The 26,783-nt window shown below is 62.7% G+C and carries 23 protein-coding genes and 2 tRNA genes; 9 read left to right on the forward strand and 16 right to left on the reverse strand.

Features of this window, described 5'->3' with window-relative positions:
* Window positions 1-11 precede the first annotated feature (11 nt).
* Entirely contained in the window at window positions 12-1,697 is a 1,686-nt protein-coding gene (locus tag VPH41_RS15935) for an amino acid ABC transporter ATP-binding/permease protein (RefSeq protein ID WP_328570749.1), read from the reverse strand.
* Window positions 1,694-3,394: a thiol reductant ABC exporter subunit CydD gene (gene cydD, locus VPH41_RS15940; RefSeq protein ID WP_328570750.1), complete on the reverse strand. Its 1,701-nt coding sequence runs from the start codon at window positions 3,392-3,394 to the stop codon at window positions 1,694-1,696. The genes VPH41_RS15935 and cydD overlap by 4 nt, the downstream gene beginning before the upstream one ends.
* A gap of 139 nt (window positions 3,395-3,533) precedes the next feature.
* On the opposite strand from cydD, the gene VPH41_RS15945 reads away from it, so the two are divergent.
* From VPH41_RS15945 to VPH41_RS15955, 3 genes are all read left to right on the forward strand, one after another.
* A complete protein-coding gene (locus VPH41_RS15945; protein WP_193317687.1) occupies window positions 3,534-4,085 on the forward strand; it encodes a GbsR/MarR family transcriptional regulator in 552 nt (183 codons plus the stop codon).
* Window positions 4,086-4,349: 264 nt separating this feature from the next.
* Window positions 4,350-4,916: a PEP-CTERM sorting domain-containing protein gene (locus VPH41_RS15950; protein WP_152285201.1), complete on the forward strand. Its 567-nt coding sequence runs from the start codon at window positions 4,350-4,352 to the stop codon at window positions 4,914-4,916.
* 177 nt (window positions 4,917-5,093) lie between these two features.
* Complete coding sequence (locus VPH41_RS15955) at window positions 5,094-5,273, forward strand: hypothetical protein (RefSeq protein ID WP_328570751.1); 180 nt, start codon at window positions 5,094-5,096, stop codon at window positions 5,271-5,273.
* A gap of 94 nt (window positions 5,274-5,367) precedes the next feature.
* Here VPH41_RS15955 and VPH41_RS15960 read toward each other — a convergent pair.
* The 6 genes from VPH41_RS15960 to VPH41_RS15985 all read right to left on the reverse strand — a co-directional run bounded on the left by VPH41_RS15960 (window position 5,368) and on the right by VPH41_RS15985 (window position 10,789).
* Window positions 5,368-5,442, reverse strand: a tRNA-Arg gene (locus tag VPH41_RS15960).
* Between the two features lie 94 nt (window positions 5,443-5,536).
* Window positions 5,537-5,613: transfer RNA gene (locus VPH41_RS15965), tRNA-Pro, on the reverse strand.
* Between the two features lie 93 nt (window positions 5,614-5,706).
* A complete protein-coding gene (gene glmM, locus VPH41_RS15970; RefSeq protein WP_328570752.1) occupies window positions 5,707-7,044 on the reverse strand; it encodes a phosphoglucosamine mutase in 1,338 nt (445 codons plus the stop codon).
* Window positions 7,045-7,084: 40 nt separating this feature from the next.
* Window positions 7,085-7,918, reverse strand: a complete 834-nt coding sequence (gene folP, locus VPH41_RS15975; RefSeq protein WP_328570753.1) for a dihydropteroate synthase — start codon at window positions 7,916-7,918, stop codon at window positions 7,085-7,087.
* A 105-nt stretch (window positions 7,919-8,023) separates the two neighbouring features.
* A complete protein-coding gene (gene ftsH / locus VPH41_RS15980) occupies window positions 8,024-9,904 on the reverse strand; it encodes an ATP-dependent zinc metalloprotease FtsH (RefSeq protein WP_092712889.1) in 1,881 nt (626 codons plus the stop codon).
* A 201-nt stretch (window positions 9,905-10,105) separates the two neighbouring features.
* Window positions 10,106-10,789, reverse strand: coding sequence for an RlmE family RNA methyltransferase (locus tag VPH41_RS15985; RefSeq protein WP_152285205.1), 684 nt, complete (start codon window positions 10,787-10,789; stop codon window positions 10,106-10,108).
* 42 nt (window positions 10,790-10,831) lie between these two features.
* On the opposite strand from VPH41_RS15985, the gene VPH41_RS15990 reads away from it, so the two are divergent.
* Entirely contained in the window at window positions 10,832-11,302 is a 471-nt protein-coding gene (locus VPH41_RS15990) for a YhbY family RNA-binding protein (RefSeq protein WP_010397237.1), read from the forward strand.
* 122 nt (window positions 11,303-11,424) lie between these two features.
* On the opposite strand, the gene VPH41_RS15995 is transcribed toward VPH41_RS15990, so the two are convergent.
* From VPH41_RS15995 to VPH41_RS16020, 6 genes are all read right to left on the reverse strand, one after another.
* Complete coding sequence (locus tag VPH41_RS15995) at window positions 11,425-11,868, reverse strand: DUF4149 domain-containing protein (RefSeq protein WP_328570754.1); 444 nt, start codon at window positions 11,866-11,868, stop codon at window positions 11,425-11,427.
* Complete coding sequence (gene greA / locus VPH41_RS16000) at window positions 11,868-12,344, reverse strand: transcription elongation factor GreA (protein ID WP_034757428.1); 477 nt, start codon at window positions 12,342-12,344, stop codon at window positions 11,868-11,870. Before greA ends, VPH41_RS15995 begins: the two co-directional genes overlap by 1 nt.
* Before the next feature lie 172 nt (window positions 12,345-12,516).
* Window positions 12,517-15,753 carry a carbamoyl-phosphate synthase large subunit gene (gene carB, locus VPH41_RS16005; protein ID WP_328570755.1) on the reverse strand — a complete coding sequence of 1,079 codons (3,237 nt, stop codon included), beginning with the start codon at window positions 15,751-15,753 and terminating at the stop codon, window positions 12,517-12,519.
* The gene (gene carA / locus VPH41_RS16010; protein ID WP_152259311.1) at window positions 15,746-16,924 is read right to left on the reverse strand and encodes a glutamine-hydrolyzing carbamoyl-phosphate synthase small subunit; all 1,179 of its coding nucleotides are present in this window, start codon (window positions 16,922-16,924) and stop codon (window positions 15,746-15,748) included. Before carA ends, carB begins: the two co-directional genes overlap by 8 nt.
* Window positions 16,925-17,233: 309 nt before the next feature.
* Window positions 17,234-17,641, reverse strand: coding sequence for a GlcG/HbpS family heme-binding protein (locus VPH41_RS16015; RefSeq protein ID WP_034786036.1), 408 nt, complete (start codon window positions 17,639-17,641; stop codon window positions 17,234-17,236).
* Window positions 17,642-17,701: 60 nt separating this feature from the next.
* Complete coding sequence (locus tag VPH41_RS16020; protein WP_152259313.1) at window positions 17,702-18,613, reverse strand: patatin-like phospholipase family protein; 912 nt, start codon at window positions 18,611-18,613, stop codon at window positions 17,702-17,704.
* A gap of 239 nt (window positions 18,614-18,852) precedes the next feature.
* Here VPH41_RS16020 and VPH41_RS16025 point away from each other — a divergent pair, with 239 nt between their 5' ends.
* The 5 genes from VPH41_RS16025 (at window position 18,853) to VPH41_RS16045 (ending at window position 24,226) form a co-directional block, all read left to right on the forward strand.
* Window positions 18,853-19,296 carry a hypothetical protein gene (locus VPH41_RS16025; protein ID WP_328570756.1) on the forward strand — a complete coding sequence of 148 codons (444 nt, stop codon included), beginning with the start codon at window positions 18,853-18,855 and terminating at the stop codon, window positions 19,294-19,296.
* A 128-nt stretch (window positions 19,297-19,424) separates the two neighbouring features.
* Window positions 19,425-20,087 (forward strand): hypothetical protein, encoded by a 663-nt coding sequence (locus tag VPH41_RS16030; protein ID WP_328570757.1) that lies wholly within the window; start codon window positions 19,425-19,427, stop codon window positions 20,085-20,087.
* A gap of 14 nt (window positions 20,088-20,101) precedes the next feature.
* The gene (locus VPH41_RS16035) at window positions 20,102-20,371 is read left to right on the forward strand and encodes a barstar family protein (protein WP_328570758.1); all 270 of its coding nucleotides are present in this window, start codon (window positions 20,102-20,104) and stop codon (window positions 20,369-20,371) included.
* 370 nt (window positions 20,372-20,741) lie between these two features.
* Window positions 20,742-22,448: a 2-isopropylmalate synthase gene (leuA, locus tag VPH41_RS16040; RefSeq protein ID WP_099664506.1), complete on the forward strand. Its 1,707-nt coding sequence runs from the start codon at window positions 20,742-20,744 to the stop codon at window positions 22,446-22,448.
* A 167-nt stretch (window positions 22,449-22,615) separates the two neighbouring features.
* Window positions 22,616-24,226 carry a methyl-accepting chemotaxis protein gene (locus tag VPH41_RS16045; protein ID WP_328570759.1) on the forward strand — a complete coding sequence of 537 codons (1,611 nt, stop codon included), beginning with the start codon at window positions 22,616-22,618 and terminating at the stop codon, window positions 24,224-24,226.
* A 143-nt stretch (window positions 24,227-24,369) separates the two neighbouring features.
* Here the strand turns inward: VPH41_RS16045 and egtB are convergent, their stop codons facing one another.
* Together egtB and egtD are read right to left on the reverse strand one after the other, a co-directional pair.
* Window positions 24,370-25,614 carry an ergothioneine biosynthesis protein EgtB gene (gene egtB / locus VPH41_RS16050; RefSeq protein ID WP_328570760.1) on the reverse strand — a complete coding sequence of 415 codons (1,245 nt, stop codon included), beginning with the start codon at window positions 25,612-25,614 and terminating at the stop codon, window positions 24,370-24,372.
* A 168-nt stretch (window positions 25,615-25,782) separates the two neighbouring features.
* Window positions 25,783-26,775: an L-histidine N(alpha)-methyltransferase gene (egtD, locus tag VPH41_RS16055; RefSeq protein ID WP_328570761.1), complete on the reverse strand. Its 993-nt coding sequence runs from the start codon at window positions 26,773-26,775 to the stop codon at window positions 25,783-25,785.
* Between the last annotated feature and the right edge of the window lie 8 nt (window positions 26,776-26,783).

The following is a 26,783-nucleotide window of genomic DNA, read 5'->3' on the forward strand; positions in this document are numbered from 1 at the left end:
CTCTTCATTCCTTAATCGCCGCGCAAGCCTGCCAGGGCCGTCTCGAAGGCGGGTGTGCCCCGGCGCGCGTCGCCCACGATGCGGCCATCGCGCACGCTGAGCAGCCGGTCCGCCAGCGCCGCTTCGCGCCGCAAGTGGGTTGCGATCAGCAAGGTACGGCCGTCGCGGCGGGCGCGCAGACGCTGCAGCACGTCGAGCGCCGTCTGCGCATTGAGCGCCTCGGTGGCCTCGTCCAGCAGCCACAAGGTCGATTCGTGCAGGAACAGCCGCGCCAGCGCCAGGCGCCGTGCCTGGCCGCCCGACAGGCCCAGTCCCCCCTCGCCCAGCATGGTGTCCAGGCCGCCCGCAAACGCGCGCACTTCGTCATCGAGGCCGGCCGCCTGCAGCGCTTCCCACAGGCGCGCGTCGCTGGCGGCGGGGTCGGCCAGGCGCAGGTTGTCGCGCAAGCTGTCCTGGAACAATTCCGTCTTCTGGGTAAACAGGCAGGCGCGCGGCGCGGCCACCGTTCCCGACAGGGGCGCCAGCTCGCGTGCGGCGATGGCCAGCAAGGTGGACTTGCCCGCGCCGCTGGGGCCGATCAAGGCCACGCGCTCGCCCCCGGCGACGTGCAGCGAAATGCCATGCAGGATGGCGGCCCGGCTGCCCGCATGCGCGGCGCTGACCGCGTCCAGGCGCAAGCCCGTTCCCCCGTCGGCGGACGGCAGCGGCGCCGGCTGCTGGCTGTCCAGGCGCGGCGCCAGGCGGCGCATGGCCAGCAGCATGCGTCCCGCTTCCAGCGCGCCGCGGCGTAGTCCCGCAAACGGTTCCACGGCCGTCAGGGCGATCAAGAGGGCCAGGGCCGCCAGCGGCACGTCCAGCGCCTGCTGCTGCACCAGCGCGGCCACGGCCAGCAGCACGCCGGCCAGGGTCACGCTGCCGGCCACGCCGTACGCGGCGCCGGCCGCCGTGTCCAGGCGCAGCAGGGCAATGTCCGCCTGCGCCAGCGAGCGGTCGATCTGCGCCAGCGCCGCGCACTGGGCGTCGATGCGCCCCGCCATCACCAGGTCCGTCTGGCCGGCCACCAGGTCGATAGTGCTGGAACGCAATTTTTCAATGGCGCGTGTGCGCACGATGGCGGGACGGCGGGCGCGGCGCGCCACCAGCCAGCCGATGCCGCCGCCGGCGGCCAGCAGCCAGACGGCCAGGCCCAGGCCCAGCTGCCACTGCATCACGCCCAGCGCCACGCCGGCCAGCAGGGCCGCGCACAGGGCCGAAAAAGCGGGCACCAGCAGGCGCAGGTACAGCGCTTCGAGCGCATCGATATCGGCCGTCAGGCGGAACAGCAGCCTGGCGGGCTGGCGCAGCAGCCGGCTGGCCGCCTCGGGACGCGACCAGCCGCGGAACAGCTGCACGCGGATACTGGCCAGCGCGGCAAACGTGGCGTCGTGCGTGACGAGCCGTTCCGCATAGCGCGACCCCGTGCGGCCGATGGCCAGCAGGCGGATGCCGGCCGACGGGCCGAACACGTCGAAGACGATGGCCGTCGACGCGTGCAGGCCGGCAACCGACGTGGCCGTGATGAACCAGCCGGACAGGCCCAGCAAGGCCATGCCGGCCACTACCGTCAGGGCCGCCAGCATGGCGCCGCCGATCAGCTTGCCGGGCTGGGCCAGCAGCAATTGCCGCAGCACGGGGTTGAGGATCAGTGAATTTTTCATGCGCGCAACTCCTGCGCCTGCGCCTGCGCCTGGGCCTGGGCATCGACCAGCACCGTGCGCTGCAGGCGGGATGCCAGCACGGGGTCGTGCGTGGCGACCAGCATGGTCTTGCCCTTGGCCAGGGCCAGCAAGGCATCCGTCACGCGCGCCGCCGTTTCGCTGTCCAGGTGGGCCGTCGGTTCGTCGACCAGCAGCAGATCCGCATGCGGATGCAGGGCCACGCGGGCCAGGGCCAGGCGCACGGCTTCGCCGCCCGACAAGCCCTGCCCCCCGTCGCTGAGCATGACGGCCGGCTGCGCCTGCGCCACGGCAGCCAGGTCGGCCAGGTGCAGCGCCTGCGTCACCTGCGCGGCAGTTGCGCCCACGCGGCCCAGGGTCACGTTCTGACTGACGGACGCGGCAAACACGTGGGGACGCTGGCCCATCCAGGCCATGCGCTGGCGCAAGGTATTGACGGTGCTGTCGTTCAGGCGCACGCCGCCGATGCGGATCTCGCCGCCGCTGGCGGGCAGCAAGCCGGCCAGCAGGGACAGCAAGGTGGTCTTGCCGGCGCCGCTGGCGCCCAGCAGGGCCACGTGTTCGCCCGCGCGCACGGCCAGGTCAAAGCCGTCGAATACGGGCGCTTCGCCAGGGTGGGCAAAGCGCAGTTGATGGATGTCAATGGCGGGCGGCGGCGCCACCGCCATGGCGGCGGCAGACACGGCAGACACTGCCACGCTGGCGCCAGGCAGGGGCACGCCATCGGCTGCCAGGTCGTGCAGGCCGGCCAGGCCCGCTTCGCCGGCCGCCTTGTCGTGCCAGACGGCGGCCAGTTCGCGCAGCGGTTCAAAGAACGCGGGCGCCAGCAGCAGGATGAACAAGCCCTGTCCCAGGCTCAGTTCGCGGCCCCAGGTGCCGAAATGGATGCTGCCCAACAAGGAGAATCCGATAAACGCGGCCACCATGGCCACGCCCAGCGCGGAAAACAGTTCCAGCACGGCGGACGACAGAAACGCGATGCGCAGCACCACCATCGTGCGCCGGCGCACGGATTGCGAGGAAGCATCCAGCCGTGCGGCCGTGGCGTCGACGGCGTCGAGCGCGCGCAGGGTGGCCAGGCCCCGCAGGCGGTCCAGCAAAAAGGCGTTCATGCTGCCCATTTCCACCATCTGTGCGCGGCTGGCCGCTTGCGCGCCCATGCCCACCAGGGCCATGAAGACGGGAATCAGGGGCGCGGCGATGAGCAGGATCAGGGCGGCAATCCACGACAGCGGCGTCACCACGGCGAGGATCACGAGCGGCACGAGCATCACCTTCCAGCGCGCGGGCCTGTAGCGCACCAGATAGGGCACGATGGCTTCCGCCTGCTCGGCCATGACGCTGGCCGCCTGGCCCGACTGGGTGCGCTGGCGGTCCAGCGGCGAACGCTGCGCCAGCGCCTGCGCCACTTGCGCGCGCAGGGCCGACAGGTGGGCGCGCGCCGCCGCATACATGCGCCGCGCGCCCCACGCTTCGCAGCCGGCGCGCAGCACGCCCAGCAGCAGCACGCCGGCCGCCGGCAACAGGGCCGCGCGCCAGGGTGCGCCGTCGAACATGGCTTGCACGGCCCAGGCCAGCAAGGCCGCTTGCGGCAGCCACAGCAAGGCGGCGCCCCCTTGCGCCAGGCTGGCGGCACGGGGAAGGATAAAGCGGGGCAAAGACAAGGGCGTGGTCGGCATCTTCTATACTTCTTGAGTTTTCAGAATTTTCTGTAAATTCGATTTTTTGTATAATACTGCGAAACATGACATATATCAATTGACCCCACCAGTATGGCGTGAAAAAATTCAGATAATTATGAAAACTCAACATATCCAAATGACGCCGCTGATCCTGACCTTCGTCAGCCATTTCGGCGAGATGGGCAGCCGCTGGGGCTTTAACCGTACCGTGGGGCAAGTGTACGCCTTGTTGTTTGTCGCAGAGCATCCCTTGCATGCGGATGAAATCGCGGAGCACCTGAGTTTTTCCCGCTCGAACGTGAGCATCGGCCTGAAGGAATTGCAGGGCTGGGGCTTGATCCGCCAGTCGCGCATACCGGGCGACCGGCGCGAGTATTTTTCCTCGCTGGGCGATGTGTGGCAAATCTTCCGCGTGGTGGCGGCCGAACGCCGCCGCCGCGAAGTGGCGCCCACCCTGACGGTGCTGCGCGAGTCGCTGCTGGCGCCGGCCACGGAACCCGTGGACCAGTATGCGCAGGAGCGCATGCGCGAAATGTATGAATTGGTCGACCTGGCCAACACCTGGTTCGACGACTTGCAGCGCCTGTCGCCCGAGTCGATGGCGCAGCTGATGAAAATGGGCGCCAAGGTGCAAAAATTGCTCAACGCCAAAGATCGCCTGTTTGGCGTCAGCAACAGCAGCGACTGAAACTTCCCTTCCCCGCCAGCCCGGCGCGTGTTGCCACGCCCTTGCCGCTCGCCGTGCACGCCATCGCAGCACAGCCATGCATAGCTGCATATGACGTTATCAACTAAACCAATAGTATTATTTAAATTGTATTAGTTTACAGCGCGAGTAAGCTTGCAGTGCGTACATACGCAAAGGCGAACGGGCGACAAGTTGACCTCCCTGACAGGATGGCGCGCACCCTGAAGCAGTGAAATGACTGCAAGATAATAAAAGGGGATTTTCATGAAAAGCATAACAAGCATTGCCATACGGGCATCGATGCTGGCCGCCCTGACGGTCGCAGCTGGCGTGGCACAGGCTGCTACATGGGTAGACGTGGGACCGGCCAGCGGTTTCAGCATCGAAAGCAGCACCGTCACGTACTCGCCGTCGCCGGCCCTCACGGTGAAATACTATAACGACAATCTCGTGCCGCAGAGCCCGGCCGACATCCAGGCCTATATCAACGGCGTCTTCGGCACCAGCCTGGGTGCGGCCGTCTCGTTTTGCGACAATGCCACCTCCGGCTGCACCGCCGGCACCACGGCGGGCGCCAGCGGCGGGGTCAATTCCTTCACGAGCGCGGCAGCCTATGATTATCTGGCCATCCATTTCGGCCAGGGCGAACTGGTCTTCCAGTGGGCCGCGCCCGTCGCTGCCGGCACGACCTTCACGGTGTCAGGCTTGCCCAAGGACTTGAGCAATTACCGCGCCTATGTTTCCGCCATCCCTGAACCGGAAACCTATGCCATGCTGCTCGCCGGACTGGGCCTGCTCGGCCTCATCGCCCGCCGCCGCCAGGCAAGATAAGGCCGGCACCGGCGCAGCCGGGTTGCTTGCCGCCGTCAAGCCCACCCATCCCGCTGCGCCGCTCCATGCCGCCTGTTTACATTGCGCTTGCGGCGCGCGCCCCACTCTTTACACCGTCTTTATGCCCGTCTCGCTATGCTGGCCAGCAACATTCGCCACCGTCGAGAAGGAGCTTCCATGCATGAATCCCCATTCCAGCCGCGTGCACGCAGCGTGCTGCGCCAGCGTTTGCCCGCGCGCGAACGGCTGCGCCTGGCGCGCCTGGCAAGCAAGAAAGTGCTGTCGCTATGTTCCGCGCTGCTGTGCGCGGCGCCGTTGCTGTATTTGCTGAGCGTGGTGCTGTACGCGCAACCCTGAACAGGTGCGCGGAAATCGAATGAGGGGGAAAGATGAGATGCGGTGCGGTGCGGTGCGGTGGCTTGCCGCCGCATGATTGTGGCCAGTATGAAACTGGTCCGCCCAGAGGGAATCGAACCCCCATTCACGGTTTAGAAGACCGTTGTCCTATCCGTTGAACGATGGGCGGAGAGGTGCAGTATTTTAATCCATGCGCGCCAGCAATGAAATGCCTGCGCGGAATAGAAAACGGGCTGTCATTTCTGACAGCCCGCTTATGACTTTGGTCGGAGTACAAGGATTCGAACCTTGGACCCCCTGGTCCCAAACCAGGTGCGCTACCGGGCTGCGCCACACTCCGAAGACAAGATAATAACGCCCCCACCCAATTTCGTCAATTGCCATAGACGAATTAGATGGAAATAACTATCGCCGTTGCCCCTGACTTTGCTTTTTAAGCAGCGACTTTATCGGCAATGCGGCGCGCCATCGACTCGGCCTTTTCCTTATCCTTCGCCTCGACCATCACGCGGATCAGCGGTTCGGTGCCGGAAGCGCGGATCAGCACGCGGCCCGTGTCGCCCAGCTCGGCCTCGACCAGCTCTTTCTCGGCCACCATGGCGGCATTTTTCTGCCAGTCGAAACCGGGCGCCACGCGCAGGTTGATCAGGGTTTGCGGGAACAGCACCAGTTCGGCCAGGCATTGCTGCAGGCTCTGGCCGCTGCGCTTGAGCGCGGACAATACTTGCAGCGCGGAGACGATACCGTCGCCCGTCGTGTGCCGGTCCAGGCACAGCAGATGGCCCGAGCCTTCGCCGCCCAGTATCCAGCCCTTTTCCTTCATGACTTCCAGCACGTAGCGGTCGCCCACCTTGGCGCGCGCAAAGCCGATGCCCTGCTGCTTGAACAGCACTTCCAGCGCCATGTTGGTCATCAGGGTGCCCACAGCGCCGGCCACGGGGCCCGTTGCCAGGCGGTCCTTGACCATCACGTACAACAGCTCGTCGCCGTTGTACAGGCGCCCCGTCGCGTCGCACATGATCAGGCGGTCGGCGTCGCCGTCGAGGGCGATACCGAGGTCCGCGCCATGCTCGACGACGGCGGCAGCCATGGCTTTCGTGGCCGTGGCGCCAAAGCCCGCATTGATGTTGAAGCCGTCGGGCTTGTTGCCGATGGCGATGACTTCCGCGCCCAGCTCATGGAACACGTGCGGCGCGATATGGTAGGCGGCGCCGTGCGCGCAATCGACGACGATCTTCAGGCCCCGCAAATCCAGCTCGTTCGGGAAGGTGCTCTTGCAAAATTCGATGTAGCGGCCCTGGGCATCGTCCAGGCGCTTGGCGCGGCCCAGCTTTTCCGACGGCACGCAGGACATGGGCTCGTCGAGCGCCGCTTCGATTTCCAGCTCCACGCTGTCGGGCAGCTTGGTGCCCTGGCCGGAAAAGAACTTGATGCCGTTGTCGTGATACGGATTGTGCGAGGCGGAAATGACCACGCCCGCCGACAGGCGCAGCGCCCGCGTCAGGTAGGCAATCGCGGGCGTCGGCATGGGGCCGGCCAGCATCACGTCCACGCCGGCGGCCGACAGGCCCGCTTCCAGTGCCGCTTCCAGCATGTAGCCGGAAATGCGCGTGTCCTTGCCGATCAGTACAGTCGGACGCGCCTTGCCGCCCTGCGACTTGGCCAGCACCTTGCCCGCCGCATAGCCGAGGCGCATGACGAAGTCGGGGGTGATCGGAGCCGTGCCCACCAGGCCGCGGATGCCATCGGTGCCAAAATATTTACGCGTCATAGTATTTCTCTTTTTGTTGTTTATGATAAATCTTACAGGCTCAGTGTGCCATGCGCCAGACCTTCAGCGCATCGACGGTTTCAGCTACATCATGCACACGGATAATTTCTGCGCCTTGCGCTACCGCAGCAAGCGCACCGGCAACACTGCCGGCCAGGCGCTGCTCGACGGGACGTCCCGTTACGGCGCCTATCATCGACTTGCGCGACAGGCCCGCCAGCACGGGCAAGCCCAGCTCGCTGCGCAGCTGGCGCGTGGCGCGCAGCAAGGCATAGTTCTGCTCCACCGTCTTGCCGAAGCCAAAGCCCGGATCGACGCACAGGCGCTCGCGGGCGATGCCCGCCGCCGTCATCGTGTCGATGCGCTCGCGCAGGAAATCGATGACTTCGCGCACCACGTCCTCGTACTGGGGCTGGGCTTGCATGGTTTCCGGCACGTTTTGCATGTGCATGATGCACAGCGCGCAGTCGCTGTCCTGCACGGCGTCGATGGCGCCCGGCGCGCGGAAACCGTTGATGTCGTTGATCATGTCGGCGCCCGCCAGGATGGCTTCGCGCATCACTTCGGGCTTGTAGGTGTCGACGGACAGGGGCTTGCCGCAGTCGCGCAAGGCGTACAGCACCGGCATGACGCGCTGCAGTTCGTCGTGCAGCGGCAGCGGCGGCGCGCCGGGGCGGCTCGATTCCCCGCCGATATCGATGATGTCGACGCCGTCCATGATCATCTGCTCGGCGCGCGAAATGGCAAATTCCAGGTGCTGGTACTGGCCCGCATCGGAAAACGAATCGGGCGTGATATTCAGGATGCCCATCACCAGCGCCTGCGTGCCCTGCAGGTTGAAGCCGAAACGGCCGAATTGCAAATAGTGTCGCATGTGAATCTTTGTAGTCGTCAGGAAAAAACTGCGGCGGCAACGAAAAAGGGCAAGGATTGCTCCTTACCCTTCTCTTGCTTGCCGCCGGTCAGGCAGTGGCCGCGATCAGGCTGGCGCCGTCACGTTGGGCGAGATGCCGCCCGTGCCGCTGTCGCCCGCATTGCGGCGTGGCGGAATGACTTTCGGCGGACGCGGCTCCAGGCCGGCCATGATGTCATTGATTTGCTCTGCATCAATGGTTTCCCATTCCAGCAAGGCCTTGGTCATCATTTCGACCTTGTCGCGGTTGCCTTCCAGCAAGGTACGCGCCAATGCATATTGCTTGTCGAGAATGTTGCGGATTTCAGCATCGACCTTTTGCTGGGTCGCTTCCGAGATCGTCTTGGTGGCGCCACCGAAGAAACCTTCGTTTTCGCTGTCTTCGTAGACCATCACGCCCATGCTGTCGGACATGCCGAAGCGGGTCACCATGGAACGGGCCAGCTTGGTGGCGCGCGAGAAGTCGTTCGACGCGCCCGTGGACATTTGTCCAACGAAAATCTCTTCCGCGATACGGCCGCCGAACAGGATGGAAATTTCTTCCAGCATCTTGTCCTTGTAGGCGGACAAGTTGTCGTGTTCCGGCAGCTGCCACGTCAGGCCCAGGGCCCAGCCGCGCGGCATGATCGTCACTTTATGCACGGGATCGGCCTTCGGCAGCAGCTTGGCGACGACGGCGTGGCCCGATTCATGGTAAGCCGTATTGCGGCGCTCTTCCTCGCGGATGATCATCGATTTACGCTCAGGACCCATGTAGATCTTGTCTTTCGCATCTTCGAAGTCGATCATTTCCACCAGGCGCTTGCTGCGGCGGGCGGCAAACAGGGCTGCTTCGTTGACCAGGTTGGCCAGGTCCGCGCCCGAGAAACCGGGGGTGCCGCGGGCCAGGATATCGGCTTTCACGTCGGTACCGATAGGTACTTTGCGCATGTGCACGTTCAAGATCTGTTCGCGGCCGCGGATATCGGGCAAGCCGACGGACACCTGGCGGTCGAAACGGCCCGGACGCAGCAAGGCTTTGTCGAGCACGTCGGCGCGGTTGGTGGCGGCCACGACGATCACGCCGGAGTTCGCTTCAAAACCGTCCATCTCGACCAGCAACTGGTTCAAGGTCTGTTCGCGCTCGTCATTGCCGCCGCCCATGCCTGCACCGCGGTGACGGCCGACAGCGTCGATCTCATCGATGAAGATGATGCATGGCGAATGCTTTTTCGCGTTTTCAAACATGTCGCGCACGCGGCTGGCGCCCACGCCGACGAACATTTCCACGAAGTCGGAACCGGAAATCGAGAAGAACGGCACCTTGGCTTCGCCGGCGATGGCGCGCGCCAGCAGGGTTTTACCCGTGCCTGGAGGGCCGACCATCAGCACGCCGCGGGGAATGCGGCCGCCCAATTTCTGGAATTTGCTGGGGTCCTTGAGGAAGTCGACCACTTCGTTGACTTCTTCTTTCGCTTCGTCGCAACCGGCGACATCGGCGAAGGTGACGGTGTTGCTGGCTTCATCCATCATGCGCGCCTTCGACTTGCCGAACGAGAATGCCCCGCCCTTGCCGCCGCCTTGCATCTGACGCATGAAGAACACCCAGACGCCGATCAACAGCAGCATGGGGAACCAGGAAACAAAAATAGTTTGCAGGAAAGACGCTTCCTCAGGCGGGCGCACATCGAAATGCACGCCATTGTCGCGCAAGTCGCCGATCAGGCCCTTGTCGAGGCTGGTGGCGGTGGTACGCACCTTGGTGTCGTCCATCAGCTTGGCGGTGATCGACGAACCTTCGATCACGACATCCTTGACGCGCTTGGCTTTGACTTCATCCAGCAAATCGGAATAAGCGATGGCCTTGCTGCCGCCTGTGGCGCCATGACTGTCGAATTGCTTGAACAGCATGAACAACAGCAGCAATACGACTACCCAGATGGCAGATTTGGAAAACATGTTATTCACGAAGACTCCTTGGATGCAGTGCGCATCTCTTTACCTATAGCTAGAAACACGATTTTACTCGCAATAAGCGGGCCGTGCCAAAGCCCGCCGATCCGTGCGCGCGAAAAAACCGCGTTCACGCAAAAAAGTGCAGTATAAACAATTTAGGCTTTTATACCATCAGCGCTACTGCACTTCTCGTTCCCATGTGCGGATTCCCGCTTAAATATCAAGGGCGGAATCATCTTCTTCCACGGCATTTTTCACGGGATTCTTGATTCCACGTCCCATCAGGAAGATTTCCGACGATTTATCGCGGCTGGCCTTCGGTTTTTTCTGCACCACGACCTTGAATTCGGCGCGGAATTTCTCCACGATCTGGCTGAATCCCATGTCTTTAAAGCATTTCACCAGCAAGACGCCCGATGGTTTCAAATGCAATTGCGAAAATTCGATGGCCAGGTCGATCAAGTGTTCCATGCGCGCGGCGTCCGCCGTGGCGATGCCCGACAGGTTGGGCGCCATGTCCGACAGGACCAGGTCGACTTTCCGTCCTTGCAACACCACTTCCAGCTGGCGCAGCACGCGCGCTTCGCGGAAGTCGCCCTGAATGAAGTGGAAATCGGCAATCGGCTCCATTTCCAGCATGTCCAGGCCAATCAGGGTACCATTGACCCCGCCGCCGTCCTTGCCGGCCAGCTTGCGCCGCGTGTACTGGGCCCAGCTGCCAGGAGTGCAGCCCAGGTCGACGATCACCTGGCCAGGTTTGATCAGTTTCTCGTCTTCATCGATTTCTTTCAGCTTGTATGCTGCCCGGGCGCGGTAGCCCTCTTTTTGCGCCAACTTCACATAAGGATCATTTATGTGGTCGTGCAACCAGTTTTTGTTTAATTTCTTCTTTGCCATTCGCGTAGAATACTGCTTTTAAGGGAATTACTAAATATTATTATGCTAAAACTTACACCCGTAGAGCGCAGCGCACTGCGCGCCGAAGCACACGCGCTGAAGCCTATCGTCATCATTGGCGAAGCGGGCTTGACACCTGCTGTCCTCAAAGAGATCGACCTTGGCCTGGATTCGCACGGTCTGATTAAAGTCCGCGTGTTCGGCGACGACCGCGAAGCCCGCGTCGGAATGTACGATACGATTTGCGGCAATCTCGGCGCCGCCCCGGTACAACATATTGGCAAACTGCTGGTAATCTACCGTCCGAAAAAAGAAGTGGTTAAGGAGAAGGTCAGCGCCGGCAAAGGCATGCGCGAAGTGACCATCGTCAAGGCCAGCGCCAGCGGCACCAAGCGCCCCAGCGTGACGAAAGTCATGATCAAGGGCAATGAGCGCGTTACCGAAGGCGGTTCCATCAAGCGTGCCAAGCCACGTCAGAAAAGCGCCAAGAAAAGCGCACTGGGCAGCAAGTAAGCCTGTTCACCCAGCAACCGCAAGGCTGCCGGGCTTGAAACAAGAAGCGGAGCACGGGATCTTCCCTGCTCCGCTTTTTTTTGGGGTCAGACCCGGCGGGTCTGACCCCAGCAGTTAAAACTTTATTGCTGCTTCCAGATCAGCACGCCCGCCTGCACACTCTGCACGGCAAAGATCAGGGTCGACACGCCATGCAGCATGCCGAAGCGGCTGCGCATGGCCTCGTCCATGATGCCAGCCGGCGCCTGCGCCTTGAGCTCGGCCATCAGGGGCGTGATGCCGAAATGGCTGAGCAGCGCGCACACCAGCATCGACAGCACCAGCGCACCCAGCAAACGGCGACGCTTCGGCTCCAGCGCGCCCGGGCGCCATTGCAGCAAGGCCAGCAATACCAGCGCACAGGCGATGGACAGCCAGGCCTCGGCGCGGAACATGCTGCCGGCGATATTGCCAGCGAGCACGCGGTCGCCCAGGGTGCCGAACAAAGTGGGTGCCACGATGAAGCCGATGGTCCACAGGCTGCCGGCCCACAGGGTGGCAACGAGGATGCGCACGCGCGTCAGCATCAGATGTACAGTACTTCCAGGATTTCGTATTCGCGCGGGCCGGACGGCGCCTGCACTTCCACCACGTCGCCGGCGTACTTGCCGATCAGCGCGCGGGCGATCGGGGACGTCACGGAAACCTTGTTCATTTTCAGGTCGGCTTCATCGAGGCCCACGATCTGGTACGTGACTTTCTGGCCCGATTCCAGGTCTTCCAGGTTCACGGTCGAGGCAAACACCACGCGGCCTTCCGCGTCCAGCGCGGTCGGGTCGATGATCTGCGCTGCACCCAGCTTGCCTTCGAGTTCGGCGATGCGGCCTTCCACGAACGCCTGGCGTTCCTTGGCGGCATCGTATTCGGCGTTTTCCGACAGGTCGCCATGCGAACGCGCTTCGGCGATCGCATCGATGACGATGCGGCGTTCCTTGGTCTTCAAATGATGCAGCTCTTCTTTCAAGAGTTCTGCGCCGTATTTGGTCAATGGGACTGAAGTCATGTTATCTCTACTATCTGCTAGTTATCGGCGCCGTTGTCCGTGTTTTGTCACGCTTAACGGATTTACCAAGTGAAAACCACAGAGGCCGCGCGCTGTTCTGCACGGAACTCTGTGGTTGATAAGCATGCAGTGTACCGCCTAACGGCGGCCACTGCAAATGACACGCTTGCGCTTACGCTTGCTGCAGGGTCTTATGCAGGCCTTGCAGATCGTACACGCGCAACTCATCCAGATGGCGGATGCCTTCGACGGCTGCTTCCGCACCGGCAATGGTCGTGTAGGTCGTCACGCGCGAGGCCAGGGCCGACGTGCGGATGGCCCGCGAATCGACGATGGCGCTGCGTTTTTCTTCCACGGTGTTGATCACCAGCACGATTTCATGGTTCTTGATCATGTCGACCACGTGCGGACGGCCTTCGATCACCTTGTTCACTGGCGTGACGGCGATGCCGGCAGCAGCGATCACGGCGGCGGTGCCCTTGGTGGCAACCACGGTGAAACCGGACTCGACCAGGTCACGCGCCACTTGCACGGCGCGCGGCTTGTCCGACGCTTTCACGCTGATGAAGACCTTGCCCGATTTTGGCAGGTTCACGCCGGCGCCCAGTTGCGATTTCACAAACGCTTCGCCGAACGTCAGGCCCACACCCATGACTTCGCCCGTCGATTTCATTTCAGGGCCGAGGATGGTGTCCACGCCCGGGAACTTGACGAACGGGAACACGGCTTCCTTGACGCTGAAGTATGGCGGCACGACTTCCTGCGTGATGCCTTGCGATGCCAGCGACTGGCCGACCATGCAACGTGCGGCGATCTTCGCCAGTTGCAGGCCCGTGGCTTTCGAGACGAAAGGCACGGTGCGCGAGGCGCGTGGATTGACTTCCAGCACGAAGACGACGTCTTTCAGCTGGCCGTCGATCTCCTGTTTCTGGATCGCGAACTGCACGTTCATCAGGCCGACCACGTTCAGGCCCTTGGCCATCAGCGCCGTCTGGCGTTTCAGTTCCTCAATGGTTTCCGGTGCCAGCGAGTATGGCGGCAAGGAGCAAGCCGAGTCGCCCGAGTGGACGCCAGCCTGTTCGATGTGTTCCATCACGCCGCCGATGAACGTCGTTTCGCCGTCGGAAATGCAATCGACGTCGCACTCGATGGCGTCGTTCAGGAAGCGGTCCAGCAACACGGGCGAATCGTGCGAAACCTTGACGGCTTCGCGCATGTAGCGCTCGAGGTCGCGCTGCTCGTGGACGATTTCCATGGCGCGGCCGCCCAGCACGTACGAAGGACGCACGACCAGCGGGTAGCCGATTTCCTGCGCCAGGGCCAGGGCGTCGGCTTCCGTGCGCGCCGTGCGGTTAGGCGGCTGGCGCAGTTCCAGCTTGTGCAGCATCTGCTGGAAACGCTCGCGGTCTTCGGCCGCATCGATCATGTCCGGCGAGGTGCCGATGATCGGCACGCCGTTCGCTTCCAGGTCCAGCGCCAGTTTCAGCGGGGTCTGGCCGCCGTACTGCACGATCACGCCCACCGGTTTTTCGATGGCGACGATTTCCAGCACGTCTTCCAGGGTCAGCGATTCGAAGTACAGACGGTCCGACGTATCGTAGTCGGTCGACACGGTTTCTGGGTTGCAGTTGACCATGATGGTTTCGTAGCCGTCTTCGCGCATGGCGAGGGCAGCGTGGACGCAGCAATAGTCAAACTCGATGCCCTGGCCGATACGGTTCGGACCACCGCCCAGCACCATGATCTTTTTCTTGTCGGTCGGATTCGATTCGCACTCTTCGTCGTACGTGGAATACATGTACGCCGTGTCGGTCGAGAATTCCGCCGCGCACGTGTCGACGCGCTTGTAGACGGGACGGATGTTCAGCGCATGGCGCTGCTGGCGCACGGCCGTGTCGGTCGTTTGCAGCAGGAAGCCCAGGCGGCGGTCCGAGAAGCCCTTCTGTTTCAGCTTGTACAGGGTGTTCTTGTCCAGGTTTTCCAGCTTCTGCGTGTCGAGCCACAGTTCCAGGTCGACGATTTCCTTGATCTGGATCAGGAACCATGGGTCGATCTTGGTCAGCTGGTGCACTTCTTCCAGGGTGAAGCCCTGGGCAAATGCGTCGCCCACGTACCAGATACGCTCAGGACCAGGCTCGCCCAGTTCTTCTTCGATCTTTTCGCGGTCCTTGGTTTTTTCGTTCATGCCATCCACGCCCACTTCCAGGCCGCGCAAGGCTTTCTGGAACGATTCCTGGAAGGTACGGCCGATGGCCATCACTTCGCCGACGGATTTCATCTGCGTCGTCAGGTGGTCGTCGGCGGTCGGGAATTTCTCGAACGTGAAACGGGGGATCTTCGTGACGACGTAATCGATCGACGGCTCGAACGAGGCTGGCGTGGCGCCGCCCGTGATTTCATTGCGCAGCTCGTCCAGGGTGAAACCCACGGCCAGCTTGGCGGCGATTTTTGCAATCGGGAAACCCGTCGCTTTCGAGGCCAGGGCCGACGAACGCGATACGCGCGGATTCATCTCGATGACGATCATGCGGCCATCGACAGGGTTGATCGAGAATTGCACGTTCGAACCACCGGTGTCGACGCCGATCTCGCGCAGCACTGCCAGCGAGGCATTGCGCATGATCTGGTATTCCTTGTCCGTCAAGGTTTGCGCAGGCGCCACCGTGATGGAGTCGCCCGTGTGCACGCCCATCGGATCGAGGTTTTCGATCGAGCAGATGATGATGCAGTTGTCCGCCTTGTCGCGCACCACTTCCATCTCGTACTCTTTCCAGCCCAGCAGCGATTCTTCGATCAGCAGCTCTTTTGTCGGCGATGCTTCCAGGCCGCGCTTGCAGATGGTTTCGAATTCTTCTTCGTTGTAGGCGATGCCGCCGCCGGAACCGCCCATGGTGAACGATGGACGGATGATGGTCGGGAAGCCCAGGGTGCGCTGCACGGCCCACGATTCTTCCATCGAGTGCGCCACGCCGGAGCGTGCCGAACCGAGGCCGATCTTGGTCATCGCGTCCTTGAACTTGGAACGGTCTTCCGCCTTGTCGATGGCTTCCGGCGACGCGCCGATCAGCTCGACGTTGTATTTTGCCAGCACGCCATTGTTGAACAGGTCCAGCGCGCAGTTCAGCGCCGTCTGGCCGCCCATCGTCGGCAGGATGGCGTCAGGACGCTCCTTGGCGATGATGCGTTCAACGACCGACCAGGTGATCGGTTCGATATAGGTCACGTCGGCCATTTCCGGATCCGTCATGATGGTCGCAGGATTGCTGTTGACCAGGATGACTTTGTAGCCCTCTTCGCGCAGGGCCTTGCACGCTTGCGCGCCGGAATAATCGAATTCGCAGGCCTGGCCGATCACGATCGGGCCAGCGCCAATAATCAGAATACTTTTGATATCTAAACGTTTAGGCATTTTTCTTTTTCTCCTCCGCAGCCATCAAGTTGATGAAGCGGTCAAACAGGTAAGCAACATCCATCGGGCCCGGCGACGCTTCAGGGTGGCCCTGGAAGCAGAAGGCCGGCTTGTCCGTGCGGGCAAAGCCCTGCAGGGAGCCGTCGAACAGCGATTCATGGGTCACGCGGCAATTCGCGGGCAAGGTTGCCGCGTCGACTGCGAAACCGTGGTTTTGCGAGGTAATCAAGACCTGTTTCGTTTCCAGATCCTGCACCGGGTGGTTGGCGCCGTGGTGGCCGAACTTCATCTTCAAGGTTTTCGCGCCGGAAGCGATCGCCATGATCTGGTGGCCCAGGCAGATGCCGAAGGTCGGGATGCCCTTCTCGATCAGCTCTTTCGTCGCGGCAATCGCGTAGTCGCACGGTTCCGGATCGCCGGGGCCGTTCGACAGGAAGATGCCGTCCGGGTTCAGCGCCAGGGCGTCGGCAGCCGTCGCTTGCGCGGGCAGCACGGTGACCTTGCAGCCGCGGGCCGTCAGCATGCGCAGGATGTTGCGCTTGACGCCGTAGTCGAAGGCGACCACGTGGTATTTCGCGTCCGCGTCGGCCAGCTGGCCGTAGCCTTCGCCCAGGGTCCATTCCGTTTCGCGGTACTCGTAGGCAGCCGGGGCCGACACGACCTTGGCCAGGTCCATGCCGGCCAGGCCGGGGAAGGAGCGGGCCAGTTCCAGCGCTTGCGCGGCGGATGGCTCGTTGCCTTGCGTGCCCACCAGGATGGCGCCGCCCTGCGCACCTTTTTCACGCAGGATGCGCGTGAGCTTGCGAGTATCGATGCCGGCGATGGCGACGATATTTTCAGCTTTCAGGTAGTCGGACAGGGAAAGGGTGGAACGGAAATTGGATGCCAGCAATGGCAGATCGCGGATGATGAGACCAGCGGCGTGTACCTTGGAAGATTCGACGTCTTCCGGATTGACGCCCGTATTGCCGATATGCGGATAGGTCAGGGTGACCATCTGGCGGCAATAGCTTGGGTCGGTAAGGATTTCCTGATACCCGGTCATGGAGGTGTTGAAAACAACCTCGCCCGTGGTATGACCGGCGGCACCGATCGAAAAACCTTTAAAGATCGTTCCATCAGCAAGCGCTAATATGGCTGGAACGGCAGGGCCAGAAAAAAATGGCGGCAAGGGCAACTCCTGATAAAGTTACCGTAGCTGCGCCACGTCAGACCGACCGCCTAGATACCCGAGCCAGATGCACTCAGGGTGTTTCAACGGTCATTTTGAATGAGGGGATGGGTAGTCGCTACGGTATATGTGTGATTGGCTAAACCTTTGAATTATAACCAAAAGGAAGCTTTTCCACAAGGAAGAAAATTCAGAAAGCGCGGCATTTTTTTGCGCAGCAGCATAAAATCTGCGCCCCATGAAAAAAGCCGCCCGGCTGGCGCGGGGCGGCTTGTTCATTCTTCTAAACTATGCAATTGCGGCTACTACTTAGGCCGTCAATGCGGCGATACCTGCTTTGGCGATTTGTGCATCTTCCGCCGACTTGACGCCCGAGACGCCGACAGCGCCCACGTAGTGGCCGTCGAACACGATGGGCACGCCGCCTTCGAGCAAGCCGTCGATTTCCGGCGCGCTCAGGAACGATACGCGGCCGCCGTTGATCATCTCTTCATAGATGCGCGATTCGCGGCGGCCCAGTGCGGCCGTCTTGGCTTTCGATGGGGCGATGTGCGACGAGATGGGCGCCACGCCATCCATGCGCTGCAGCCAAAGCAGGTGGCCGCCGTCGTCGACGATGGCGATCGTGACCGCCCAGTTATTCTTGACCGCTTCCGCTTCGGCGGCGGCAGCGATTTTCTTTACGTCGTCCAGGGTCAAAATCGGTTTCGATTGCATGGTGCATCCTTGTTATGTTGAATCAAAATTGTATACGAAATGCGGGGCCAGAATAATGGCTTACTGCTCGCGCTTGGCTTTCAGCTTTTGCTTGAGCTGCGCCATGACAGCAAACGTCGCCTGCTCGCCCGCCAGGATCGCCTGGTTGCGGCTGTTGAAATCGTTGCCCTTCATGGTGCCCAGGCTGGGCTGGATCACCACGTCCGCATCCTTGAGCTCGAACTGGTTGATGCGCTGACCCATGATGGCGAACGTCTGCATGATCACTTCCATCGAGCTGATGGCTTTTTGCGTATCCGTTTGCGACGAGATATTCACGGCAATGATGAAATCGGCGCCCATGTCGCGCGCAAAGCGCACGGGCACGGGAGCGACGAGGCCGCCATCGACATAGGTGTGGCCGGCAATCGTCACGGGCTGGAACACGCCGGGCACGGCCGACGAGGCGCGCACGGCCATGCCGGTATTACCACGCTGGAACAGGATGGGCTGGCCATTTTTGAGGTCGGTCGCCACCACGCCAAACGGAATTTTCAGTTTTTCCAGCGGCACGCCGCCCACGGCCTTGTTCACATAGCTTTGCAGCGCCTCGCCCTTGAGCACGCCGGACGACTTGCCGAACAGGGGCAAGGCCCAGTCCGAAATGGCCGCTTCATCCATGTCGAACGCCATCTTTTGCAGGGCGAAGCCGGAATTGCCGGCCGCATACAAGGCACCCACCACGCTGCCCGCGCTGGTGCCCGTGACGATGTCCGCGTTGATGCCCTGCGATTCGAGCGCCTTGATCACGCCGATATGCGCGAAACCGCGCGCCGCGCCGCCACCGAGCGCCAGGCCGATCTTGATCTTGCGCGGCGGCACGACGATGGGTTCGGGGGGCGTCAAAACTTGTACCGGTTTCGGGGCAGGAGTATCGCAGCCGGCCAGCGCGAAGGCGGCCAGGGCAAGCAGGGTCAGGCGTTTAGGGAACATGGTGGAGAATGAGAACCGCACGCGGCAGTGGCAACAAAGGAGAGCCGATTGTAGCGCAAGCGGGCACGCCCGCACTGAAGGCTGTCTTAAATGTTTATAAATGACAAGATTTCAAATCGTGCGCGCCACCGCGGCTGCTAGACTGGCGCCTCGCTTGCCGCCTCCATCAAGATTGTTTTTTAATATAATTTATTGCACGCGCCAGCCTGGCGCCGCAGCCTACCTGTATTGATCGGCTTATGAAAACAGACCCGTTCCGTCTCATCGCGCCCCCGAACGTGCTCCTTGCCGCCCTGCTCGCTGCGGCCTGCGCCACTACCTTTGCGGCGACGCAGACGCCCGATAGTATCGCGGCGAAGATGGCGGGCGTTAGCTGTACGGGAGACCTGCAGATTCCCAATGACCAGGAAAAGCACACGATAGAGCTCAGCTTTGACGCCCCCGACCAGCACGGGGCGCAAGGCACCATCCTCATTGACGGGCGCGGCAAGGCGAGCAACTTCTACGACTGCCGGCAAAGCGGCGCCAGCCTCGCCTGCTCGTATGACGCGGGGCCGGCCAGCGGCCCGCTGACCATGCGCTTTACGGGCAAATTGAAAGAGGTAAAGGGCGAGATCGATTCCCCGTTTGAAAACAGCGCCACCATGCACTTTTCCGCGCGCTGCCAAAAATCGGCGCAATAACAGCCAGCGCGCCAGTTCGTGCCGCATCGATGTTCGGAAAACCTGGACTTCCGGCAGCGGCGCCATGCTCCGGGCATGCACTGGCAAGCGACCAACAGACAACATCTCTCAATCCCGAATCACTGAACATGTCCGACAACTATCAATTTTCCGACAGCCGCGCCCTGAGCGAGCCATTTGCGCAACAGTTATCGCAGCAACCGCCCGACGGCGCCCTCGCCTGGCTGACGGCCGTGCTGGCCACGCAGGCGCCCGCACGGCGTTCATCGAACGCCATCTTGCTGGCCTACACGGGCAATCCGGCCGCCATGGACTGGATCGACACCCATGTCGGCTCGCCCGTGGCGGGACAATGGGGCGTGGCGGCAGCGCTGCTGGATACGCCGTGGCCCCGCATCGCCGGCTGGCTGCAGCGCGGCGGCGCGCACCGGCTGATGGCGCTCGACACCCTGCTCGCCTACCGCAAGCCGGCCGTCAACATGTCGCCGCTGGAACAGATCGCCGCCCCCGTGCTGCCGCAGGCGCCCGCGCGCGCCGAGCTGGACACGGCGCTGGCCGCCTGCCTGGCAGAGTCTGCCACGCCGCGCATCCAGACGGCCGTGAACGCCATTGCAAAACACGGGGACGAGATCCTGCGCGGCGGCCCGCGCGGCGTGGCCGTGGCCGACTTGCCGCGCCTGTATCTGGACCCGGCGCCGTTCAAGGATGCGCCCGCCATTCTGCAGCAGCACGAAACGGTGGCCGCCGGCATGCGGCAAAACCTGCAGAACTTGCTCAAGGGAATACTGTGAGCAGGCAAGCCCTTGTGACAATCGACGTGCGCGATATCGATTCGCCGCGCCAGCTGCATGCGGCCCTGGCCGCCGCGCTGGGTTTCCCTGCGTTCTACGGCATGAACTGGGATGCCTGCTGGGATGCCATCACGGGCCTGGTGGACATGCCGCAACAGCTGGAACTGGCCGGCTGGCAAGGGCTGGAAGACCGGCTGCCCCGCGACGCGGCCATCCTGCGGCGCATCCTGGCGCGCATGGCGCAGGAAATGCCGGACCTGGCCGCGCAAGTGCATTACGCTTGACGCAAGGTGACGCCAGGAAACGCTTGACAGCCCGCCCCAACCTCCCTTACATTAAGTGCATGTCCTCCTTCAAACATTCCTCCACTTCCTTGCTGTCGCTATCGCGACTACTACTAGCACGCGCATAAGTTTGCCGCTTTGCTTCGCCTGGCCACACGCCGGCGTGTTTCAAAAACCCTGGAAGGTTTGATGATGTTTGCACCATCCCCCGCTACACCCGCAATTTCCGACGCGACCGCCCCCGCTGGCGCCGTTGCCGTGCTTTGCCTGCTACAACTACCGATCGCTTGCCTGGCCTAGTGTTGCGTGGCCGCCCGGCAAGCTTGCGCCACAACCATTGATTTCCCCCTATCTTCAGGAGTACCCGATCATGATGTTGCAAAACCCAGCTTCCAAATACCGCGCCTTTCCTCCAGTCAAATTGACCGACCGTCAATGGCCGAACCAGATCATCAGCAAACCGCCCATCTGGATGAGCACCGACTTGCGCGACGGCAACCAGTCCTTGATCGAGCCGATGAGCGCGGAAAAGAAGCTGCGGTTCTTCGACATGCTGATCGCCATCGGCCTGAAGGAAATCGAAGTGGGTTTCCCATCGGCATCGCAGACGGATTTCGACTTCGTGCGCAAGCTCGTCGATGAAGGCCGCATCCCGGACGACGTCACCATCATCGTGCTGACCCAGTCGCGCGAAGAGCTGATCCGCCGCACGGTGGAATCCGTCGTGGGCGCCAAGCGCGCCATCGTCCACCTGTACAACTCGGTGGCGCCCGTGTTCCGCAAGGTCGTGTTCGGCATGTCGCGCGAAGAAATCACGAATATCGCCACCACCGGCACCACCCTGGTAAAGCAATTGGTGGCGCAGCATCCGGAAACGGAATGGGGTTTCGAATACACGCCGGAGTCGTTCTCCACCACGGAACTCGATTTCTCCAAGCATATCTGCGACGCCGTCAGCGCCATCTGGAAGCCGACGCCGGCCAACAAGATGATCATCAACTTGCCGTCGACCGTGGAATGCAGCACGCCCAATGTGTATGCGGACCAGATCGAATGGATGTCGCGCAAGCTGGCGCGCCGCGATTCCATCATCATCAGCGTGCACCCGCACAACGACCGCGGCACGGCCGTCGCGTCGGCCGAACTGGCCGTGATGGCGGGCGCCGACCGCGTGGAAGGCTGCTTGTTCGGCAATGGCGAGCGCACGGGCAACGTCGACCTGGTGACCCTGGCGATGAATCTGTACACGCAAGGCGTGCACCCGGGCCTGGATTTCTCCGACATCGATACCGTGCGCAAGTGCGTGGAAGAGTGCAACCAGCTGCCCGTCCACCCGCGCCACCCGTATGCGGGCGACCTGGTCTTCACGGCGTTTTCCGGCTCGCACCAGGATGCGATCAAAAAAGGTTTCGCCAAACAGGAAGCTGGCGCCATCTGGGAAGTGCCGTACTTGCCCATCGACCCGGCCGACCTGGGCCGCAGCTACGACGCCGTGATCCGCGTCAACAGCCAGTCCGGCAAGGGCGGCATGGCGTATCTGCTGGAACAGGAATACGGCCTGGTCTTGCCGCGCCGCCTGCAGATCGAATTCTCGCGCGCCGTGCAAGCCGTGGCCGACGCCACGGGCCGCGAAATCGCCGCGCAGGATATCCACGACATCTTCCAGCGCGAATACCTGGAGCAGACGGCGCCGTACGCCTACGCGTCGCACCGCATGGTGGAAGACACGAGCAGCGATGAGTCCGTGCAGATCGACATCAGCCTGTCGCACCGCCAGACGCCGCTGGCCCTGCAAGGCGGCGGCAACGGCCCCATCGATGCCTTCGTCAATGCGCTGGGCCTGGACATCAAGCTGATGGATTACCATGAGCATTCGATCGGCTCCGGCGCCAACGCGCAAGCGGCTTGCTACGTGGAATTGCGCCTCGATAACGGCCCTACCCTGTTCGGCGCCGCCATCGACAGCAATATCGTCACCGCCTCGTTCAAGGCCGTGCTGTCGGCCGTGAACCGCCGCATCGGGCAAACGGAAGCGGAAAAAACAACAGCAGCCGACGTGGCTGCCAGCGCCGCCTAAGCAATTCCGGCGCGCTCCATAGGGAGAAAAAGCGGTACGGCTTGATCGCCGTGCCGCTTTTTCATTTCTATAGGGCAATTAGTAGTGTAAATCAGGTATTGCCGACCGTATAATCGTTTCATAACAAGACCACCGGAGACAGATCATTAGCTACCGAGGGAATCACCATGAAATTGACGGATATGAAGATAGGCGCGCGCCTGGGCGCCGGTTTTGGCGTAGTGCTGCTGCTGATGGCAGTGCTGGTGGGCACGGGACTGCTGCGCCTGGACAAGATCGGCGCGCTCAGCGAAGCCATCATCGAGCGCGACTGGGCCAAGGCTGACGCCATTGCCACCATCCGCAGCACCACGCGGTCGAACGCGGCGCTGGTGCTGGAACTGTTTATCCATGAAGATCCCGCCCGCGCCAGCGCCATCCACGGCGAAATCGATGCCAACAAGGCCACCATCAGCGATGCGCTGGCCATCCTCGACCGCCTGATCGTCCTGCCTGAAGGCAAGGAACTGCTGGCCACCCTGAAGCAGCAGCGCAAGGCCTACGTCGTGTCGTTCAGCCAGGCCGACAAGCTGCTGGTGGCGGGACAGCGGGCGGAAGCGGCCGTGCACGTGCGCGACGACACCTTGCCTGCCCTGAATCAACTGCAAAAAACCGTGAACCACCTGAACGAAGTGCAGCGGGGCGTGGTCGTGCATGGCGGCCAGCAAATCCAGCAGAATATTTCAGCGGCAAATGTGCTGATGGCCAGCCTGGGCACGGCTGCCCTGCTGCTGGGCGTGCTCTTTGCCTGGTGGGTCACGCGCTCGATCACCACGCCGATCGCGTACGCCTTGCGCGTGGCGCAAGCCGTGGCCGGAGGCGACCTGAGCAGTAAAATCGTGGCCGAAGGCAAAGATGAAACGGGCCAGCTGCTGCAAGCCCTGTGCGACATGAATACCAACCTGGCCACCCTGGTGGGGCAAGTGCGCAACGGCACGGGCACGATAGCCGTGGCGTCGAGCCAGATCGCCAGCGGCAATGCCGACCTGTCGGCCCGCACGGAAGCGCAGGCCAGCGCGCTGGAAGAGACGGCCTCGTCGATGATCGAACTGACGGGCACCGTGCGCAGCAACAGCGACAATGCGCGCCAGGCCGACAGCCTGGCCCGTTCCGCATCGGCCATCGCCCAGCGCGGCGGCACGGCCATGACGGAAGTGATCGGCACCATGGACGCCATCAATGCATCGTCGCGCAAGATCGTCGACATCATCGCCGTCATCGACGGCATCGCCTTCCAGACGAATATCCTGGCCTTGAACGCGGCCGTGGAAGCGGCCAGGGCCGGCGAACAGGGACGGGGCTTTGCCGTCGTGGCGTCCGAAGTGCGCAACCTGGCGCAACGCTCGGCCGCCGCCGCCAAGGAAATCAAGGAACTCATCGCCGACTCCGTCAGCAGCGTCGGCCAGGGTGCGCAGCTGGTCAGCCAGGCCGGCGCCACGATGGAAGAAGTGGTGGCCAGCGTGGGCCGGGTCAGCGCCATCGTCGGTGAAATCAGCGTGGCCAACCACGAACAGAGCGAAGGCATCGAGCAGATCAATGCCGCCATCATGCAGATGGACCAGACGACGCAGCAAAACGCGGCCCTCGTCGAGGAAGCGGCCGCGGCCGCAGCAGCCATGCATGAACAGGCGGGCGAACTGGAAACCCTCGTCAGCCAGTTCAAGCTGGAACGGCAGGATGGCGACAATGCCAAGGCGCCGCCCCGTCCTGACTCTCCCTCCGTACCGCGCTTGCACTAAGAACACCTATCAAAACCTGCTGCGCGTCGCGATTTGCGGCCTCCGATGCTCACTGTGCATCCGCACAGCTCCGCGTCTCGGGCCAACGGGGGCGCCGAGCCGCACATCCGCTCGCTACGGTTTTGTTAGGTGTTGCAAGTGGCTTATTCCACCTGGCGCGCCAGGCGGATGCCGGAAAATTGCCAGCGCGCGCCGGCCGGGAAGAAATTGCGGTAGCTGGCGCGCGCATGGCCGGCCGGCGTGGCGCACGATGAGCCGCGCAGCACATACTGGTTCAGCATGAACTTGCCGTTGTATTCGCCCAGCGCGCCCGGCGCCGTGCGGTAGCCGGGATACGGCGCATAGCTGCTGCTCGTCCATTGCCAGCAGTGGCCGAACATTTGCCGCAGTCCCGCATCCGGCAAGGCGGCGGCCGGGTGCAACTGCCCCACTTCCATTCCCGCGCCTTGCGCCGCCACTTCCCACTCCGCTTCCGTTGGCAGGCGCGCGCCGGCCCAGTGCGCATAGGCGTCCGCCTCGAACAGCGACAGATGGGTGGCCGGCAAGCTCGCATCGAGCGGACGCAAGCCATATAAGGTGAATTCCTGCCAGTTGCCGTCAGCGTCGCGCTGCCAGTACAGCGGGCATGCCAGCTGCTGGCTGCGCACCCAGTCCCAGCCTTCCGCCAGCCACAGGTGGGCCGTGCGGTAGCCGCCCGCCTCGATGAAGGCCAGGTATTCGCCATTCGTCACGAGCGCGGTGGCCAGCTCGAACGGCGCCACGTATTGGGGATGGCGCGGCAATTCGTTGTCGAAGCAAAAGCCGTCGCCCGCATGGCCGATCTGCGCCAGGCCGCCGTCGAAGGCGAGCCAGGCCGTGGGCGGCGCGTGGCGCGGCGCTGGTGCAGGGGCACTGTCCAGCGCACTGTCCAAATAAGCGGGAAACAGCGCGCTCTGCGCCAGCAGGTGCTTGACGTCCGTCAACAGCAACTCCTGGTGCTGCTGCTCGTGTTCCAGGCCCAGCGCCAGCAGCATGGTCAGCCGTTCGCGTTCGGGGCGCGCCAGTTCGCTGGCCAGCAGGCGGCCGATGCGCGCATCGACATCGATGCGGTAGGCGCGCACCTGCGCCATGCCGGGACGCGTCAGCAAGCCCCGCTGGGCGCGCGGGTGCTTCTCGCCCACGCCGTTGTAATACGAATTGAACAGCACGCGGAAGGCCGGATGAAAGGGCGCGAACGCCGCTTCCATGCTTTCCAGAATAAACGTTTCAAAAAACCAGGTGGTATGCGCGAGGTGCCATTTCACGGGACTGGCGTCCGGCATCGACTGGGCGCCGCAATCCTCGTCGGACAGGGGTTCGGCCAGCCGCAGCGAGTGCCGGCGCACCTTGTTGTAATGATCGATCAGCATGATAGTCTTTTATAGTTTTATGTTGGCATCTTGAATGCCGGACAAAACCGTAGCGAGCGGCAGTGATTTGTGGCCAAGAAGCGCAACCGCCCTGTAGTACGGGGGCGCCTAGCCGGTGAACATCGCAGGCCGCAAAGCGCCACGCGCAGTAGCTTTGCTCAGGCGTTGTCAATCCCTGATGACGCGCGCGTAGATCACGGCAAACCACTGCTGCGGGTCCGTCCAGACTTGCACGGTGGAAAACCCCGCCTGTTCCAGCAAGCCGACGAACGTTGCGCGCGTGTATTTGTAGCTGTCTTCCGTATGGATGCGTTCGCCTTTCGCGAAACGCCGCTGGCCCCCTTTCCAATGGACGACTTGTTCGCTGCGCGCTTCCAGGTGCATTTCCACGCGGCTGTCGTCGGCATTGAAAAAGCCGTGGTGCTGCCAGGCGCGCACGTCGAAGTCGGCGCCGATCAACCCGTTCACGTGGCGCAGCATGTTCAGGTTGAAGGCGGCCGTGACGCCCAGCGCATCGTCATAGGCCGCGTCGAGGATGGCGTCGTCCTTGATCAGGTCGACGCCGATCAGCAGGCCGCCGTCGCCATCCGCATTCGCGCGCAGGCGGCGCAGGAAGGCGGTCGCTTGCTCAGGAGCAAAATTGCCGATCGATGAGCCGGGATAGAAGAACAACCGCCGCGCCTCGCGCACGCTGTCGGGCAAGTCCAGGCGGCTGGAGAAATCCAGGCCCAGGCCCGTCATCTCGATGTGCGGAAAGCGCTGCTGCAAGCGGCCCAGCGATTCACTGAGGAAATCATAGGAAATATCCACGGCCACATACTGGGCCGGGTGCAGCAGCGGGAACAGGCTGGCGGCCTTGGCGCAATTGCCCGCGCCCAGGTCGATCAGGGTGCTGCCCGGTCCCACCGCGTGGGCGATCTCGGCGCCGTGGCGGGCAAAGATGGCCGCTTCCGTGCGCGTCGGATAGTACTCGGGCAAGGCGCAGATGGCTTCGAACAGCTTCGAGCCCAGCGCATCGTACAGGTACTTGGGCGAGGTCCACGCAGCGCGCGCCAGCAGCCCGCTGCTGATCTCGGCTATCGTGGCAGGAGTGGCGCTGGCCGCTCCGGCGTTGCTGACAGGATACAAATCGGACGGGTGCTGGGCAAGTGGCATGGTCATGGGCTGGC

This window comes from Janthinobacterium sp. P210006, assembly GCF_036231885.1.
GTDB classification, from domain to species: Bacteria; Pseudomonadota; Gammaproteobacteria; order Burkholderiales; family Burkholderiaceae_D; genus Janthinobacterium; species Janthinobacterium violaceinigrum.

Excerpts from the sequence above, each read along its gene's own strand:
- carB (WP_328570755.1), bottom strand. The coding sequence starts at position 15,753 with ATGCCTAAACGTTTAGATATCAAAAGTATTCTGATTATTGGCGCTGGC.
- VPH41_RS16030 (WP_328570757.1), top strand. The coding sequence starts at position 19,425 with ATGTCCGACAACTATCAATTTTCCGACAGCCGCGCCCTGAGCGAGCCA.
- egtB (WP_328570760.1), bottom strand. The coding sequence starts at position 25,614 with ATGCTGATCGATCATTACAACAAGGTGCGCCGGCACTCGCTGCGGCTG.
- VPH41_RS15955 (WP_328570751.1), top strand. The coding sequence starts at position 5,094 with ATGCATGAATCCCCATTCCAGCCGCGTGCACGCAGCGTGCTGCGCCAG.
- VPH41_RS16020 (WP_152259313.1), bottom strand. The coding sequence starts at position 18,613 with ATGTTCCCTAAACGCCTGACCCTGCTTGCCCTGGCCGCCTTCGCGCTG.
- VPH41_RS15990 (WP_010397237.1), top strand. The coding sequence starts at position 10,832 with ATGCTAAAACTTACACCCGTAGAGCGCAGCGCACTGCGCGCCGAAGCA.
- VPH41_RS15995 (WP_328570754.1), bottom strand. The coding sequence starts at position 11,868 with ATGCTGACGCGCGTGCGCATCCTCGTTGCCACCCTGTGGGCCGGCAGC.
- egtD (WP_328570761.1), bottom strand. The coding sequence starts at position 26,775 with ATGACCATGCCACTTGCCCAGCACCCGTCCGATTTGTATCCTGTCAGC.
- cydD (WP_328570750.1), bottom strand. The coding sequence starts at position 3,394 with ATGCCGACCACGCCCTTGTCTTTGCCCCGCTTTATCCTTCCCCGTGCC.
- greA (WP_034757428.1), bottom strand. The coding sequence starts at position 12,344 with ATGACTTCAGTCCCATTGACCAAATACGGCGCAGAACTCTTGAAAGAA.
- VPH41_RS15985 (WP_152285205.1), bottom strand. The coding sequence starts at position 10,789 with ATGGCAAAGAAGAAATTAAACAAAAACTGGTTGCACGACCACATAAAT.
- VPH41_RS16015 (WP_034786036.1), bottom strand. The coding sequence starts at position 17,641 with ATGCAATCGAAACCGATTTTGACCCTGGACGACGTAAAGAAAATCGCT.
- VPH41_RS15950 (WP_152285201.1), top strand. The coding sequence starts at position 4,350 with ATGAAAAGCATAACAAGCATTGCCATACGGGCATCGATGCTGGCCGCC.
- VPH41_RS15935 (WP_328570749.1), bottom strand. The coding sequence starts at position 1,697 with ATGAAAAATTCACTGATCCTCAACCCCGTGCTGCGGCAATTGCTGCTG.
- glmM (WP_328570752.1), bottom strand. The coding sequence starts at position 7,044 with ATGACGCGTAAATATTTTGGCACCGATGGCATCCGCGGCCTGGTGGGC.
- leuA (WP_099664506.1), top strand. The coding sequence starts at position 20,742 with ATGATGTTGCAAAACCCAGCTTCCAAATACCGCGCCTTTCCTCCAGTC.
- VPH41_RS15945 (WP_193317687.1), top strand. The coding sequence starts at position 3,534 with ATGACGCCGCTGATCCTGACCTTCGTCAGCCATTTCGGCGAGATGGGC.
- VPH41_RS16025 (WP_328570756.1), top strand. The coding sequence starts at position 18,853 with ATGAAAACAGACCCGTTCCGTCTCATCGCGCCCCCGAACGTGCTCCTT.
- folP (WP_328570753.1), bottom strand. The coding sequence starts at position 7,918 with ATGCGACACTATTTGCAATTCGGCCGTTTCGGCTTCAACCTGCAGGGC.
- VPH41_RS16045 (WP_328570759.1), top strand. The coding sequence starts at position 22,616 with ATGAAATTGACGGATATGAAGATAGGCGCGCGCCTGGGCGCCGGTTTT.